The organism is Enterobacter sp. WI-ESBL-E8, assembly GCF_053364895.1.
Genome location: NZ_JBRWXJ010000001.1, coordinates 675902 through 690433, shown reverse-complemented (window position 1 = coordinate 690433; position 14532 = coordinate 675902). Strand labels below are relative to the sequence as shown.

Sequence of the window (14532 nt, the reverse complement as noted above, 5' to 3'; positions counted from 1 at the left end):
ATCACTCCTCTTCCCCGCGCCCGGCGACATGGCGGTTGCCGAGCGCAATAAACTCTTCCAGCAGCGCGGTTAGCTGCTTCATCTTCTCCGGCGTAAATTCCGCCTCAATCTGCTGATACGCCTCCTCCACCTGCGCCTGGGCGTGCTCGTACAGGGCGTTGCCCTCTTTGGTCAGCGAGACGTACAGCTTGCGCTGGTCGTTCATGGGCTTCAGGCGCAGCACCAGGCCATCGCGCTCCATCCGCGTCAGAATGCCCGTCAGGCTCGGGCGCAAAATACAGGTGCGAAACGCCAGGTCGTGAAAATCCATCGACGGATGCTCAGCCAGCACGCGCACAATCCGCCACTGCTGCTCGGTCAGGTTATGTCGCTTCACAATCGGTCGGAAGTACGACATCGCCGCTTCCCGCGCCTGCAACAGCGCGATGGTTAATGAGTCATGCATAGCCTCTCCCAGCCAGTCATTAACAGGTAAACAATCACTAAAAGATGTTTTTATAAACAACAGCTTTTCTGCCAAAAAGTCTAACAGAAACCCGTCAATTTTATTAACACCATGATTTATCTATCAATAAAAACCATTATGTAAATTTATTGTTATTCATATCACAAATTCTTCACTTCTGATTGCGAAATAAACAGCAAAAGCATAAAAACAGATCATTAACATATTAATGAAATCACAACCCGGACCGCCGGGGTGAGGAGTATGTGAATGAAAGGTACTGTTTTTGCCGTGGCGCTGAATCATCAAAGCCAGCGTGAAGCCTGGCGTCAGGCGTTCGAAAAAGCCCCCTACAACACCCCGCCGAAAACGGCGGTATGGTTCATTAAGCCGCACAATACCGTGATTCGTGCCGGCGAGCCGATTCCGTTCCCGCAGGGGGAAACGGTGCTAAGCGGCGCGACGGTCGCGCTGGTCGTGGGGAAAACCGCCAGCCGGGTGCGCGTGGAAGATGCCGCCCAGTACATCGCGGGATACGCGCTGGCCAACGAGGTGAGCCTGCCAGAAGAGAGCTTCTACCGCCCGGCCATCAAGGCCAAGTGCCGGGACGGGTTTTGCCCGCTCAGCGAACTTGTCGCCGTTGATAGCGTGGATAACCTGACCATCATCACCGAAATTAACGGACGCGAAGCGGACCACTGGAACACCGCCGAACTGCAGCGCAGCGCCGCCGAGCTGCTGAGCGCCCTGAGCGAATTCGCCACCCTGAATCCTGGCGATGCGATCCTGCTTGGCACCCCGCACGCCCGCGTGCCGCTGCAGCCGGGCGATCGCGTGCGCGTTCTGGCGGAAGGTTTTCCGCCGCTGGAAAACCCGGTGGTGGACGAGCGCGACGTGGCCACCGCTCACGGCGCGCATCCGCACCCCACGCTGTTTGCCCTAGGCCTGAACTACGCCGATCACGCCAGCGAGCTGGACTTCAAGCCGCCGACCGAGCCGCTGGTGTTTATCAAAGCGCCGAACACCTTCAACGGCGACGGCCAGACCTCGGTCCGCCCGAACGACGTGGAGTACATGCACTACGAGGCGGAGCTGGTGGTGGTCATCGGGAAGACCGCGCGCAAGGTCAGCGAAGCCGACGCGATGGACTACATTGCGGGCTACACGGTCTGCAACGACTACGCCATTCGCGACTATCTCGAAAACTACTACCGCCCAAACCTGCGGGTCAAAAGCCGCGACGGGCTGACGCCCATTTCCCCCAACATCGTGCCGAAAGCGGCCATTCCCGACCCGCATAACTTAGCCCTGCGCACCTTCGTGAACGGCGAGCTGCGCCAGGAAGGGACCACGGCGGATCTCATCTTCAGCATCCCGTTCCTGATTGCGTACCTGAGCGATTTTATGACCCTGCAGCCGGGCGACATGATTGCCACCGGCACGCCGAAGGGGCTGTCCGACGTGGTGCCGGGCGATGAAGTGGTCGTGGAAGTGGAAGGCGTGGGCCGCCTGGTGAACCGAATTGTCAGCGAGGAGACTGCAAAATGAAAAAAATTAACCACTGGATCAACGGTAAGAACGTCGCGGGAAGCGACTACTTCCACACCACCAACCCGGCCTCCGGCGAGGTATTAGCGGAAGTCGCCTCCGGCGGTGAAGCTGAAATCCATCAGGCCGTCGCCGCCGCCAAAGAGGCCTTCCCGAAATGGGCTAACCTGCCGATGAAGGAGCGCGCGCGCCTGATGCGTCGTCTGGGGGATCTGATCGACCAGAACGTCCCGGAGATCGCCGCCATGGAAACCGCCGATACCGGCCTGCCGATCCACCAAACCAAAAACGTCCTCATCCCGCGCGCCTCGCACAACTTCGAGTTTTTCGCCGAGGTGTGCCAGCAGATGAACGGCAAAACCTACCCGGTTGACGACAAGATGCTGAACTACACCCTGGTGCAGCCGGTGGGGGTTTGCGCGCTGGTGTCGCCGTGGAACGTGCCGTTTATGACCGCCACCTGGAAGGTCGCGCCGTGCCTGGCCTTAGGCAATACCGCGGTGCTGAAGATGTCTGAACTCTCCCCGCTCACCGCCGACCGCCTGGGCGAGCTGGCGCTGGAGGCGGGCATTCCGGCGGGCGTGCTGAACGTGGTGCAGGGCTACGGCGCGACGGCGGGCGACGCGCTGGTGCGCCATCACGACGTGCGCGCCGTCTCCTTCACCGGCGGTACCGCCACCGGGCGCAACATCATGAAAAACGCCGGGCTGAAGAAGTACTCCATGGAGCTGGGCGGCAAATCTCCGGTGCTCATTTTTGAAGATGCCGACATCGAGCGCGCGCTGGACGCCGCCCTGTTCACCATCTTCTCCATCAACGGCGAGCGCTGCACTGCCGGCTCGCGCATCTTTATCCAGCAGAGCATCTATCCGGAATTCGTGAAGCGCTTTGCCGAGCGCGCCAACCGCCTGCGCGTGGGCGACCCGACCGACCCGAACACCCAGATTGGCGCGCTGATCAGCAAGCAGCACTGGGAAAAAGTCTCCGGCTATATCCGCCTCGGCATTGAAGAGGGGGCAACCCTGCTGGCGGGCGGCCCGGACAAACCGACCGACCTGCCCGCGCACCTGAAGGGCGGCAACTTCCTGCGACCAACCGTGCTGGCGGACGTCGACAACCGCATGCGCGTGGCGCAGGAGGAGATCTTCGGGCCGGTGGCCTGCCTGCTGCCGTTTAAGGACGAAGCGGAAGGCCTGCGCCTGGCCAACGACGTGGAGTACGGCCTGGCGTCGTACATCTGGACCCAGGACGTCAGCAAGGTGCTGCGCCTGGCGCGCAGTATCGAAGCCGGCATGGTGTTCGTCAACACCCAGAACGTGCGCGACCTGCGACAGCCGTTTGGCGGCGTGAAGGCCTCCGGCACCGGGCGCGAGGGCGGCGAGTACAGCTTCGAGGTGTTCGCGGAGATGAAGAACGTCTGCATCTCCATGGGCGACCATCCGATTCCAAAATGGGGGATCTGATCATGGGTAAACTGGCGTTAGCGGCAAAAATCACCCACGTGCCGTCAATGTATCTCTCCGAGCTGCCGGGCAAAAACCACGGCTGCCGACAGGGCGCCATCGACGGGCATAAGGAGATCAGCAAGCGCTGCCGCGAGCTGGGCGTGGACACCATTATCGTGTTCGACACCCACTGGCTGGTGAACAGCGCGTACCACATCAACTGTGCGGACCATTTTTCAGGCGTCTACACCAGCAACGAGCTGCCGCACTTTATCCGCGACATGACCTACGACTACGACGGCAACCCGGCGCTGGGCCAGCTGATTGCCGACGAGGCGGTGAAGCTCGGCGTACGCGCCAAAGCGCACAACATCCCGAGCCTCAAGCTGGAGTACGGCACGCTGGTGCCGATGCGCTACATGAACGCGGATAAGCACTTCAAGGTGCTCTCCATCTCGGCGTTCTGCACGGTTCACGACTTCGCCGACAGCCGCAGGCTAGGCGAGGCCATCGTCAGCGCCATTGAAAAATACGACGGCACCGTGGCGGTGCTCGCCAGCGGCTCGCTGTCGCACCGCTTTATCGACGACCAGCGCGCCGAGGAAGGGATGAACAGCTACACCCGCGAGTTCGACCGCCAGATGGACGAGCGCGTGGTGAAGCTGTGGCGCGAGGGCCAGTTCAAAGAATTCTGCAGCATGCTGCCGGAGTACGCCGACTACTGCTACGGCGAGGGCAACATGCACGACACGGTGATGCTGCTGGGCATGCTCGGCTGGGACAAATACGACGGCAAGGTGGAGTTTCTCACCGAGCTGTTCGCCAGCTCCGGCACCGGCCAGGTTAACGCCGTTTTCCCCCTGCCCGCGTAAGGAGCCACCATGCCGCACTTTATTGCTGAATGCACCGACAACATCCGCGAGCAGGCCGACCTGCCGGGGCTGTTCGCCAAAGTGAACGAGGCGCTGGCCGCCACGAGCATCTTCCCCCTCGGCGGCATCCGCAGCCGCGCCCACTGGCTGGACACATGGCAGATGGCCGACGGCAGGCACGATTACGCCTTTGTGCATATGACGCTCAAAATTGGTGCCGGGCGCAGCCTGGAGAGCCGGGAAGAGGTCGGTGAAATGCTGTTTGCGCTGATCAAAACGCACTTCGCAGAGCTGATGGCGAGCCGCTATCTGGCGCTGTCCTTTGAGCTGGACGAGCTGCACCCGACGCTCAATTACAAGCAAAACAACGTGCACGCGTTGTTTACGTAGCCGTCTGCTCGCCCGGTGGCGCTTCGCTTACCGGGCCTACAACGGCCCCGAACGTAGGCCGGGTAAGCGAAGCGCCACCCGGCAACAGCAGCACCAAACCGTAGGCCGGGTAAGCGAAGCGCCACCCGGCAACAGCAGCACCAAACCGTAGGCCGGGTAAGCGCAGCGCCACCCGGCAAAAACAGGATATCGCCATGCTCGATAAACACACCCATACCCTGATCGCCCATCGCCTGCATCAGGCGGAGCAGTCCCGGGAGCAGATCCGCGCGATCTCGCTGGAATACCCGGAGATCACGATTGAAGACGCCTACGCCGTCCAGCGCGAATGGGTCAGCCTGAAGATCGCCGAAGGCCGCGTGCTGAAGGGCCACAAGATCGGCCTCACGTCTAAGGCGATGCAGGCCAGTTCGCAGATCAGCGAGCCGGACTACGGCGCGCTGCTGGACGACATGTTCTTCCACGACGGCAGCGACATCCCCGTGGATCGCTTTATCGTCCCGCGCATCGAGGTGGAGCTGGCGTTCGTGCTGGCAAAACCGCTGCGCGGCCCGAACTGCACGATCTTCGACGTCTACAACGCCACGGATTACGTGATCCCCGCGCTGGAGCTGATCGATGCCCGCTGCCACAACGTCGACCCGGAGACCCAGCGCCCGCGCAAGGTCTTCGACACCATCTCCGATAACGCCGCTAACGCGGGGGTGATCCTCGGCGGCCGTCCGATTAAGCCCGACGCGCTGGATCTGCGCTGGATCTCCGCCCTGCTCTACCGCAACGGCGTGATCGAAGAGACCGGCGTGGCCGCAGGGGTGCTCAACCACCCGGCGAACGGCGTGGCGTGGCTGGCGAACAAGCTGGCCCCTTACGACGTGCAGCTTGAGCCGGGGCAAATCATCCTCGGCGGCTCGTTTACGCGCCCGGTGCCCGCCAGCAGAGGCGACACCTTCCACGTAGACTACGGCAATATGGGCTCCATTAGCTGCCGCTTTGTTTAGGAGAGAACGATGCAAAACGCATTCAAAGCGGCGCTGCAGGCAGGCCGCCCGCAAATTGGCTTATGGCTGGGGCTGACCAGCAGCTACAGCGCGGAGCTACTGGCCGGAGCAGGCTTCGACTGGCTGCTGATCGACGGCGAACACGCGCCGAACAGCGTGCAGACCGTCTTAACCCAGCTGCAGGCCATCGCCCCTTATCCAAGCCAGCCGGTGGTCCGCCCGTCGTGGAACGATCCGGTGCAGATCAAACAGCTGCTGGACGTGGGGGCACAAACCCTGCTGGTGCCGATGGTGCAAAACGCCGATGAAGCGCGTCTGGCGGTCCGTTCTACCCGCTACCCGCCCGCGGGCATCCGCGGCGTCGGCAGCGCCCTCGCCCGCGCCTCGCGCTGGAACCGCATCCCGGATTATCTGCAGCAGGCTAACGACGCAATGTGCGTGCTTGTGCAGATCGAAACCCGCGAGGCGCTGAAAAACCTGCCGCAGATCCTGGACGTGGACGGCGTCGACGGCGTGTTTATCGGCCCGGCGGATCTGAGCGCCGACATGGGCTTTGCCGGTAATCCGCAGCACCCGGAAGTCCAGGCAGCCATCGAGCAGGCGATCGCGCAGATACGCGCCGCCGGTAAAGCGCCCGGCATCCTGATGGCGAACGAGCAGCTGGCAAAACGCTACCTTGAACTCGGCGCGCTATTTGTTGCCGTCGGCGTTGACACCACCCTGCTCGCCCGCGGCGCGGAAGCGCTGGCAGCACGCTTTATCGAAAAACCGGTTACGTCAGTTAATAACAATAAATCCGTCTACTAAACGTAAGATCTGGAGCGCACCATGACGACCTCTACCCTGCAAACCCATGATAATAAAGCTGTTGAACATCGCGTCATTAACAAACTGTTCCGGCGCCTGATCGTCTTTCTCTTTATCCTGTTTGTCTTTTCGTTTCTCGATCGCATCAACATCGGCTTTGCCGGGCTGACGATGGGCAAAGATCTGGGCCTCACCTCCACCATGTTTGGCCTGGCCGCGACGCTGTTTTACGTCACCTACGTGCTGTGCGGGATCCCGAGCAACATCATGCTGGCGAAGATCGGCGCGCGCCGCTGGATCGCCGGGATCATGGTGGTGTGGGGCGTTGCCTCCACCTGCACCATGTTCGCCACCAGCCCGCACACGCTCTATGTCTTACGCATGCTGGTGGGGATTGCCGAAGCCGGCTTCCTGCCGGGGATCCTGGTCTACCTCACCTGGTGGTTCCCGGCGTATCACCGCGCCCGCGCCAACGCGCTGTTTATGATTGCCATGCCGGTGACCATGATGCTCGGCTCGATCCTCTCCGGCTACATCCTGGCAATGGACGGGCTGTGGAACCTGAAGGGCTGGCAGTGGCTGTTCCTGCTGGAGGGGCTACCGTCGGTGGTGCTTGGCGTGGTGACCTGGTTTTACCTTAACGACACGCCGGACCAGGCCACCTGGCTGGACGACGACGAAAAGCAGGCGCTGAAAACGATGATCGCCCGCGAGCAGGAGGTCGCCGTTGCCCGGCCCGTCACGCCGAAATCCACGCTGCGCGAGGTGCTGACCCCGGCGGTGCTGCTCTACACGCTGGCCTACTTCTGCCTGACCAACACGCTCAGCGCGATCAACATCTGGACGCCGCAGATCCTGCAAAGCTTCAATACGGGGAGCAGCAACATCGTCATCGGCCTGCTGGCGGCGATCCCGCAGTTTTGTACCATCCTCGGCATGATCTGGTGGAGCCGCCGCTCCGACAGGCTGAAAGAGCGAAAAAAGCACACCATCCTGCCGTACCTGTTCGCCGCGGCGGGATGGATGCTGGCCTCCGCGACGGATCACAGCCTGATCCAGCTGCTTGGCATTATTATGGCCTCAACCGGATCCTTCACCGCCATGGCCATATTCTGGACCACGCCGGATCGGGTGATTAGCCTGCAGTCACGCGCCGTGGCGCTGGCGGTGATCAACGCCATTGGCAACGTGGGTTCTGCCGTCAGCCCATTGCTGATTGGGATCCTGCGCGACGCGACCGGCAGCTTCAGCTCCGGGCTGTGGTTCGTGGCCGGGCTGCTGGTGGTCGGCGCGCTGGTGCTGACGCGCATTCCGATGACGCAGCGGGATCAACAGAGGAACGATCGTGTGCCAGAGCCCTATCGCCAACATTGATATCAGCAAGGAGTACGACGAAAGTCTGGGCACCGACGATGTGCACTACCAGTCGTTCGCCCGCATGGCGGCCTTTTTTGGCCGCGACATGCAGGCGCATCGTCACGACCAGTACTTTCAGATGCACTTTCTCGATACCGGGCAGATTGAGCTTCAGCTCGACGATCACCGCTACTCGGTGCAGGCCCCGCTGTTCGTCCTCACGCCGCCGTCGGTGCCGCACGCGTTTATCACCGAATCCGACAGCGACGGGCACGTGCTGACGGTGCGCGAGGATCTGATCTGGCCGCTGCTGGAGGTGCTCTACCCCGGCACGCGGGAAGCGTTTGGCCTGCCGGGGATCTGCCTCTCGCTGGCCGACAGGCCGGACGAGCTGGCGGCCCTGAAACACTACTGGCAGCTGATTGCCCGGGAATCCACGGAGCAGCTGCCGGGGCGCGAGCATACCCTGGTTCTGCTGGCCCAGGCGGTCTTCACCCTGCTGCTGCGCAACGCGAAGCTCGACGACCACGCTTCGGGCGGCATGCGCGGCGAGCTGAAGCTGTTCCAGCGCTTTACCCAGCTGATAGATGCCCACTACCACCAGCACTGGACGGTGCCGGAATACGCCAGCGAGCTGCACCTGACCGAATCTCGCCTGACCGATATCTGCCGCCGCTTCGCCAACCGCCCGCCGAAGCGGCTGATCTTCGACCGGCAACTGCGCGAGGCCAGGCGGCTGCTGCTCTTCTCCGACAGCGCGGTCAGCGAGATTGCCTGGCAGCTGGGGTTTAAGGATCCGGCCTATTTTGCGCGGTTTTTTAACCGCTTAGTGGGGTGCTCGCCGAGCGCGTACCGGGCGCAGAAAGTACCGGTGTCGTAATTCCCCGGTGGCGCTACGCTTACCGGGGCTACGGTCCGTAGGGCGGGTAAGCGCAGCGCCACCCGCCGAAAAGCCGCACAGATCACAAAACCACATCCCACCCGAAAAGTACCCGCCGTTGTCCCAAACGTCCCTTCACGTTCCGCCCCTCTCAGGCTTCAATTAAACAACAAAAACAAAACATAAATTTAACAACACTATTCCGATACGAGGTCCCTATGAAGCCTGAAGATTTCCGCACTGATGCCAAACGCCCGTTAACCGGTGAAGAGTATTTAAAAAGCCTGCAGGACGGTCGCGAGATTTACATCTACGGCGAGCGCGTCAAAGACGTCACTACCCATCCGGCGTTTCGCAACGCGGCAGCCTCCATCGCGCAGATGTACGACGCGCTGCACAAGCCGGACATGCAGGACACGCTGTGCTGGGGCACCGATACCGGCAGCGGCGGCTACACCCATAAGTTCTTCCGCGTGGCGAAAAGCGCCGACGACCTGCGCCAGCAGCGCGACGCCATCGCCGAGTGGTCACGCCTGAGCTACGGCTGGATGGGCCGCACGCCGGACTACAAAGCCGCGTTCGGCTGCGCGCTCGGCGCTAACCCGGCCTTCTACGGCCAGTTCGAGCAGAACGCCCGTAACTGGTACACCCGCATTCAGGAAACCGGCCTGTACTTCAACCACGCCATCGTTAACCCGCCAATCGACCGCCACAAGCCGGCGGACGAAGTAAAAGACGTCTACATCAAGCTGGAGAAAGAGACCGACGCCGGGATCATCGTCAGCGGCGCGAAAGTGGTGGCCACCAACTCGGCGCTGACCCACTACAACATGATCGGCTTTGGCTCCGCGCAGGTGATGGGCGAAAACCCGGACTTCGCGCTGATGTTCGTCGCGCCGATGGATGCCGAAGGCGTGAAGCTGATCTCCCGCGCCTCTTACGAGATGGTGGCAGGCGCAACCGGCTCCCCGTATGACTACCCGCTCTCCAGCCGCTTTGACGAGAACGACGCCATTCTGGTGATGGATAACGTGCTGATCCCGTGGGAAAACGTGCTGATCTACCGCGATTTCGACCGCTGCCGTCGCTGGACGATGGAGGGCGGCTTCGCCCGCATGTACCCGCTGCAGGCCTGCGTGCGCCTGGCGGTGAAGCTCGACTTCATCACCGCCCTGCTGAAAAAATCGCTCGAGTGCACCGGTACCCTGGAGTTCCGCGGCGTGCAGGCGGATCTCGGCGAAGTGGTGGCGTGGCGCAACATGTTCTGGGCGCTGAGCGACTCCATGTGTTCCGAAGCCACCCCGTGGGTCAACGGCGCGTATCTGCCGGATCACGCCGCGCTGCAAACCTACCGCGTGATGGCGCCAATGGCCTACGCCAAGATCAAGAACATCATCGAGCGTAACGTGACGTCCGGCCTGATCTATCTCCCGTCCAGCGCCCGGGATCTGAACAACCCGCAGATCGACCAGTATCTGGCGAAATACGTGCGCGGCTCCAACGGCATGGATCACGTCGAACGCATCAAGATTTTGAAACTGATGTGGGATGCCATCGGCAGCGAGTTTGGCGGCCGTCACGAGCTGTATGAGATCAACTACTCCGGCAGCCAGGATGAAATTCGCCTGCAGTGTCTGCGCCAGGCGCAGAGCTCCGGCAACATGGACAAGATGATGGCGATGGTCGACCGCTGCATGTCCGAATACGACCAACACGGCTGGACGGTGCCGCACCTGCACAACAACAGCGATATCAACATGCTGGATAAGCTGCTGAAATAATGCAGCGGGAGGTTTTCATGCAATCAGAACAACGCCTGCGTTTTCGCGACGCCATGGCCAGCCTGTCGGCCGCGGTCAATGTGGTCACCACCGAGGGCGAGGCGGGCCGCTGCGGCATTACCGCCACCGCCGTCTGTTCGGTCACGGACACTCCGCCGTCGGTGATGGTGTGCATCAACGCCAACAGCGCCATGAACCCGGTATTCCAGGGCAACGGCAGGCTGTGCGTTAACGTGCTGAACCACGAGCAGGAGATCATGGCTCGCCACTTCGCCGGGATGACCGGCATGGCGATGGAGGAGCGCTTTGCCCTCTCCTGCTGGCAGAAAGGCCCGCTGGCGCAGCCGGTGCTCAAGGGGGCGCTGGCCAGCCTTGAGGGCGAGATTAGCCAGGTGCAAACCATCGGCACGCATCTTGTTTATCTCGTTGAAGTTAAAAATATCATCCTGAGTGACGCGGGACACGGCCTGATCTACTTCAAACGCCGTTTCCACCCGGTCATGCTGGAGACGGAAGTCGCCGTGTAATTCCCCCCCTCGCGCTGGCCTTTTTCCCGGCCAGCGCCGCTTTCTGCAAAAACTCCTAAGGTTTCCGCTAAATCACGCCGTTATATACCCATAAGAGAAATTTTCTGTGCCTGAATACTGACGCCGCATGTCAGTGCACCCGCATCATTCAGCGCATACCTAAATATACAGGATGACCTTATGGCTAAAACGACGCGGAGCCGCTCGGCTGAACGTCTGGTCGATATTCTCCTTGAGCTACATTTAAACGGTGTGGTCAACCGCAGTGCGCTAATGGAAAAATTTAAAATTACCGAGCGCACCGTTTATCGGGATTTAAATGCCCTCTCTCCCATTGTTGAACATACCGGTAACGGGTTATATCGGCTGATCCATTCTGCTCAATCGCCCGGTGGGCAAGGCTTACATCACACCCTTGCTAACTTCCTGAATGCCGACAGCTTTTTCCCTGACAGAAATACGGAATTTTGGCAGAAGCTGGAAGCGCGCGTTGACGAAAACCATATTCTTATTCTTGCTAATGAAGCCGAACACACGGTACAGCGCGATATTCGCCGTCATTTAACGAAAATCGAAAAATCGATTAAAAACCATAATGTTTGCCAGATAGTTTATAAGGGTAAAACCCGCCTGATTAATCCCTATAAACTCATTAACAAAAAAAATATATGGTATTTACAAGCCACCGAAAATAGCCGCCTGAAATCCTTCTCGCTGAGCCAGATTAGCTGGTTTGATATTCAGAAAACGACATTCACCCCGGAAGAAAATGTCCTCGAGCTGTTAGAAAAAAGCCTCGATCCCTGGGTGTCTGAAGATACTTTCGCGGTGAAAATATTCATCAAAGATAATATTTCACATTACTTCCTGCGCCGCGATCTTCTACCGGAACAGGAGCTGCTGGAGGAGCAGCAGGACGGCGTCACGCTGCGCTGCCAGGCGGCGCACGAGAACCAGATCCTGCCGCTGCTGTTCTACTGGCTGCCGAATATCCAGATTCTGGAGCCGAGCTGGCTGAAGGAGAAACTCATCAGGACGCTGGAGGGCTATCTGGCCGTGGAACGCAACCCGAATAATCAAGTGATCTCAATCACATAATTTTCCCCACCGGCGGCGAGCCGAAACCGCTCGTCGCCCCCTTTGACCGCTCACCCGGTACTTTCAACCACTCATTCATTTACCTTCCTTTACACGCGCGTGGATCTGGCACGATCGCTCCAGCATTAATCAATACCTCCTCACAACGAACCCTGACCCTTTTTTCTTTACATAAAAAACCAGGTCTTACTATGGATACTAAAAAACTACTGAAGCACGTGCCCTGGGCCTTACTCGGGATCCTCGGCGCTTTTTGTCTGGCGGTTGTCGCATTACGCCGGGGCGAACACGTAAGCGCCCTGTGGATCGTGGTCGCGTCCGTTTCCGTCTATCTTGTGGCTTATCGCTACTACAGCTTGTACATCGCGCAGAAGGTCATGAAGCTCGACCCGACGCGCGCCACGCCGGCGGTCATTAACAATGACGGCCTGAACTACGTGCCAACCAACCGCTACGTGCTGTTTGGTCACCACTTTGCCGCTATCGCCGGTGCAGGCCCGCTGGTCGGCCCGGTGCTGGCCGCGCAGATGGGCTACCTGCCGGGTACCCTGTGGCTGCTCGCCGGCGTGGTGCTGGCGGGTGCGGTGCAGGACTTTATGGTGCTGTTTATCTCTTCTCGCCGTAACGGCGCGTCTCTGGGTGAGATGGTCAAAGAAGAGATGGGCCGCGTGCCGGGGACTATTGCCCTGTTCGGCTGCTTCCTGATCATGATCATCATCCTCGCGGTGCTGGCGCTGATCGTGGTGAAAGCGCTGGCCGAAAGCCCGTGGGGTGTCTTCACCGTCTGCTCTACCGTGCCGATTGCGCTGTTCATGGGGATCTACATGCGCTTCCTGCGTCCGGGACGCGTGGGTGAAGTGTCGGTGATTGGTATCGTGCTGCTGGTGGCCTCCATCTACTTCGGCGGCGTGATTGCGCACGACCCGTACTGGGGACCGGCGCTGACCTTCAAGGACACCACCATCACCTTCGCGCTGATCGGTTACGCGTTTATCTCCGCGCTGCTGCCGGTCTGGCTGATTCTGGCCCCGCGTGACTACCTGGCGACCTTCCTCAAAATCGGCGTGATCGTCGGTCTGGCGATCGGCATCCTGGTGATTAACCCGGACCTGAAAATGCCGGCAGTGACCCAGTACATCGACGGTACCGGCCCGCTGTGGAAAGGCGCCCTGTTCCCGTTCCTGTTCATCACCATCGCCTGCGGTGCGGTCTCTGGCTTCCACGCCCTGATTGCCTCCGGTACCACGCCTAAGCTGCTGGCGAACGAGAAAGACGCGCGTCTGATCGGCTACGGTGCCATGCTGATGGAGTCCTTCGTGGCGATCATGGCGCTGGTTGCAGCCTCCATTATCGAACCGGGTCTGTACTTCGCGATGAACACGCCTCCAGCAGGCCTGGGCATTACCATGCCAAACCTGCACGAGATGGGCGGTGACAACGCGGCGCTGATTATGGCGCAGCTGAAAGACGCAAGCGCACACGCGGCGGCGACCGTCAGCTCCTGGGGCTTCGTGATTTCGCCTGAGCAGATCATGCAGACCGCGAAAGACATCGGCGAACCGTCCGTGCTGAACCGCGCCGGTGGCGCACCGACGCTGGCCGTGGGTATCGCACACGTGTTCCACAAGGTGCTGCCGTGGGCGGACATGGGCTTCTGGTACCACTTCGGTATTCTGTTCGAAGCGCTGTTCATCCTCACCGCGCTGGATGCGGGTACCCGTGCGGGCCGCTTTATGCTGCAGGACCTGCTCGGTAACTTCGTGCCGTTCCTGAAGAAAACCGACTCTCTGGTCGCCGGTATTCTCGGTACCGCGGGCTGCGTTGGCCTGTGGGGCTACCTGCTGTATCAGGGCGTTGTCGACCCGCTCGGCGGCGTGAAGAGCCTGTGGCCGCTGTTCGGTATCTCTAACCAGATGCTCGCAGCCGTTGCTCTGGTACTCGGTACCGTGGTCCTCGTGAAGATGAAGCGCACCAAATACATCTGGGTTACCGTGGTGCCCGCGCTGTGGCTGCTGCTCTGCACCACCTGGGCGCTTGGCCTGAAGCTGTTCAGCGCCAACCCGCAGCTGGAAGGCTTCTTCTTCATGGCCAACCAGTACAAAGAGAAGATTGCCGCAGGCGGCGCGGATCTGACCGCGCAGCAGATTGCCAACATGAACCATATCGTGGTGAACAACTACACCAACGCGGGTCTGAGCATTCTGTTCCTGGTGGTGGTGTACAGCATCATCTTCTACGGCATCAAAACCTGGCTGAAGGTGCGTAACGCCGAAGGTCGTACGGATAAAGAAACCCCGTACGTGCCGGTGCCGGAAGGCGGCGTGAAGACCTCTTCACACCATTAAAACAATGGCGGGTGGCGCTGCGCTGACCCGCCCTACAACG

General features: G+C 60.3%; 14 protein-coding genes. 12 read left to right on the top strand and 2 right to left on the bottom strand.

Annotation, left to right across the window (positions count from 1 at the left end):
- Position 1: 1 nt before the first annotated feature.
- On the bottom strand, positions 2-445 hold the full coding sequence (gene hpaR / locus ACWHWP_RS03330; RefSeq protein WP_047346251.1) for a homoprotocatechuate degradation operon regulator HpaR: 444 nt from the start codon (positions 443-445) through the stop codon (positions 2-4).
- A gap of 270 nt (positions 446-715) precedes the next feature.
- Between hpaR and hpaG the strand changes: the two genes are divergently transcribed.
- The 4 genes from hpaG to ACWHWP_RS03310 are packed head-to-tail and all read left to right on the top strand — an operon-like array spanning position 716 to position 4700.
- A complete protein-coding gene (hpaG, locus tag ACWHWP_RS03325) occupies positions 716-1993 on the top strand; it encodes a 4-hydroxyphenylacetate degradation bifunctional isomerase/decarboxylase (RefSeq protein WP_447855060.1) in 1278 nt (425 codons plus the stop codon).
- Positions 1990-3456, top strand: a complete 1467-nt coding sequence (hpaE, locus tag ACWHWP_RS03320) for a 5-carboxymethyl-2-hydroxymuconate semialdehyde dehydrogenase (protein ID WP_059312660.1) — start codon at positions 1990-1992, stop codon at positions 3454-3456. The genes hpaG and hpaE overlap by 4 nt, the downstream gene beginning before the upstream one ends.
- Positions 3457-3458: 2 nt before the next feature.
- Positions 3459-4310 carry a 3,4-dihydroxyphenylacetate 2,3-dioxygenase gene (gene hpaD / locus ACWHWP_RS03315; protein ID WP_059312661.1) on the top strand — a complete coding sequence of 284 codons (852 nt, stop codon included), beginning with the start codon at positions 3459-3461 and terminating at the stop codon, positions 4308-4310.
- 9 nt (positions 4311-4319) lie between these two features.
- Complete coding sequence (locus ACWHWP_RS03310) at positions 4320-4700, top strand: 5-carboxymethyl-2-hydroxymuconate Delta-isomerase (RefSeq protein ID WP_059312662.1); 381 nt, start codon at positions 4320-4322, stop codon at positions 4698-4700.
- Here ACWHWP_RS03310 and ACWHWP_RS03305 read toward each other — a convergent pair.
- Positions 4693-4896, bottom strand: coding sequence for a hypothetical protein (locus ACWHWP_RS03305; protein ID WP_447855059.1), 204 nt, complete (start codon positions 4894-4896; stop codon positions 4693-4695). The two genes, ACWHWP_RS03310 and ACWHWP_RS03305, sit on opposite strands and share 8 nt — an antisense overlap.
- Between ACWHWP_RS03305 and hpaH the strand changes: the two genes are divergently transcribed.
- The 8 genes from hpaH (at position 4895) to ACWHWP_RS03265 (ending at position 14492) form a co-directional block, all read left to right on the top strand.
- Positions 4895-5698, top strand: a complete 804-nt coding sequence (gene hpaH / locus ACWHWP_RS03300; protein WP_042717304.1) for a 2-oxo-hept-4-ene-1,7-dioate hydratase — start codon at positions 4895-4897, stop codon at positions 5696-5698. The two genes, ACWHWP_RS03305 and hpaH, sit on opposite strands and share 2 nt — an antisense overlap.
- 9 nt (positions 5699-5707) lie before the next feature.
- Positions 5708-6505: a 4-hydroxy-2-oxoheptanedioate aldolase gene (gene hpaI, locus ACWHWP_RS03295; protein ID WP_447855057.1), complete on the top strand. Its 798-nt coding sequence runs from the start codon at positions 5708-5710 to the stop codon at positions 6503-6505.
- A gap of 21 nt (positions 6506-6526) precedes the next feature.
- Positions 6527-7879: a 4-hydroxyphenylacetate permease gene (gene hpaX / locus ACWHWP_RS03290; protein WP_447855056.1), complete on the top strand. Its 1353-nt coding sequence runs from the start codon at positions 6527-6529 to the stop codon at positions 7877-7879.
- On the top strand, positions 7851-8741 hold the full coding sequence (gene hpaA / locus ACWHWP_RS03285) for a 4-hydroxyphenylacetate catabolism regulatory protein HpaA (protein WP_042717310.1): 891 nt from the start codon (positions 7851-7853) through the stop codon (positions 8739-8741). Before hpaX ends, hpaA begins: the two co-directional genes overlap by 29 nt.
- Positions 8742-8959: 218 nt before the next feature.
- On the top strand, positions 8960-10522 hold the full coding sequence (gene hpaB / locus ACWHWP_RS03280) for a 4-hydroxyphenylacetate 3-monooxygenase, oxygenase component (protein WP_049007416.1): 1563 nt from the start codon (positions 8960-8962) through the stop codon (positions 10520-10522).
- A 17-nt stretch (positions 10523-10539) separates the two neighbouring features.
- A complete protein-coding gene (locus ACWHWP_RS03275) occupies positions 10540-11049 on the top strand; it encodes a 4-hydroxyphenylacetate 3-monooxygenase reductase subunit (RefSeq protein WP_059312716.1) in 510 nt (169 codons plus the stop codon).
- A gap of 180 nt (positions 11050-11229) precedes the next feature.
- Positions 11230-12147 carry a helix-turn-helix transcriptional regulator gene (locus ACWHWP_RS03270; protein WP_047346242.1) on the top strand — a complete coding sequence of 306 codons (918 nt, stop codon included), beginning with the start codon at positions 11230-11232 and terminating at the stop codon, positions 12145-12147.
- Positions 12148-12338: 191 nt separating this feature from the next.
- Positions 12339-14492: a carbon starvation CstA family protein gene (locus ACWHWP_RS03265; protein WP_059312666.1), complete on the top strand. Its 2154-nt coding sequence runs from the start codon at positions 12339-12341 to the stop codon at positions 14490-14492.
- Positions 14493-14532 lie beyond the last annotated feature (40 nt).

Coding starts and splice junctions, on each gene's coding strand:
- hpaR (WP_047346251.1), bottom strand. CDS start 445: ATGCATGACTCATTAACCATCGCGCTGTTGCAGGCGCGGGAAGCGGCG.
- hpaG (WP_447855060.1), top strand. CDS start 716: ATGAAAGGTACTGTTTTTGCCGTGGCGCTGAATCATCAAAGCCAGCGT.
- hpaE (WP_059312660.1), top strand. CDS start 1,990: ATGAAAAAAATTAACCACTGGATCAACGGTAAGAACGTCGCGGGAAGC.
- hpaD (WP_059312661.1), top strand. CDS start 3,459: ATGGGTAAACTGGCGTTAGCGGCAAAAATCACCCACGTGCCGTCAATG.
- ACWHWP_RS03310 (WP_059312662.1), top strand. CDS start 4,320: ATGCCGCACTTTATTGCTGAATGCACCGACAACATCCGCGAGCAGGCC.
- hpaH (WP_042717304.1), top strand. CDS start 4,895: ATGCTCGATAAACACACCCATACCCTGATCGCCCATCGCCTGCATCAG.
- ACWHWP_RS03305 (WP_447855059.1), bottom strand. CDS start 4,896: ATGGCGATATCCTGTTTTTGCCGGGTGGCGCTGCGCTTACCCGGCCTA.
- hpaI (WP_447855057.1), top strand. CDS start 5,708: ATGCAAAACGCATTCAAAGCGGCGCTGCAGGCAGGCCGCCCGCAAATT.
- hpaX (WP_447855056.1), top strand. CDS start 6,527: ATGACGACCTCTACCCTGCAAACCCATGATAATAAAGCTGTTGAACAT.
- hpaB (WP_049007416.1), top strand. CDS start 8,960: ATGAAGCCTGAAGATTTCCGCACTGATGCCAAACGCCCGTTAACCGGT.
- ACWHWP_RS03275 (WP_059312716.1), top strand. CDS start 10,540: ATGCAATCAGAACAACGCCTGCGTTTTCGCGACGCCATGGCCAGCCTG.
- ACWHWP_RS03270 (WP_047346242.1), top strand. CDS start 11,230: ATGGCTAAAACGACGCGGAGCCGCTCGGCTGAACGTCTGGTCGATATT.
- ACWHWP_RS03265 (WP_059312666.1), top strand. CDS start 12,339: ATGGATACTAAAAAACTACTGAAGCACGTGCCCTGGGCCTTACTCGGG.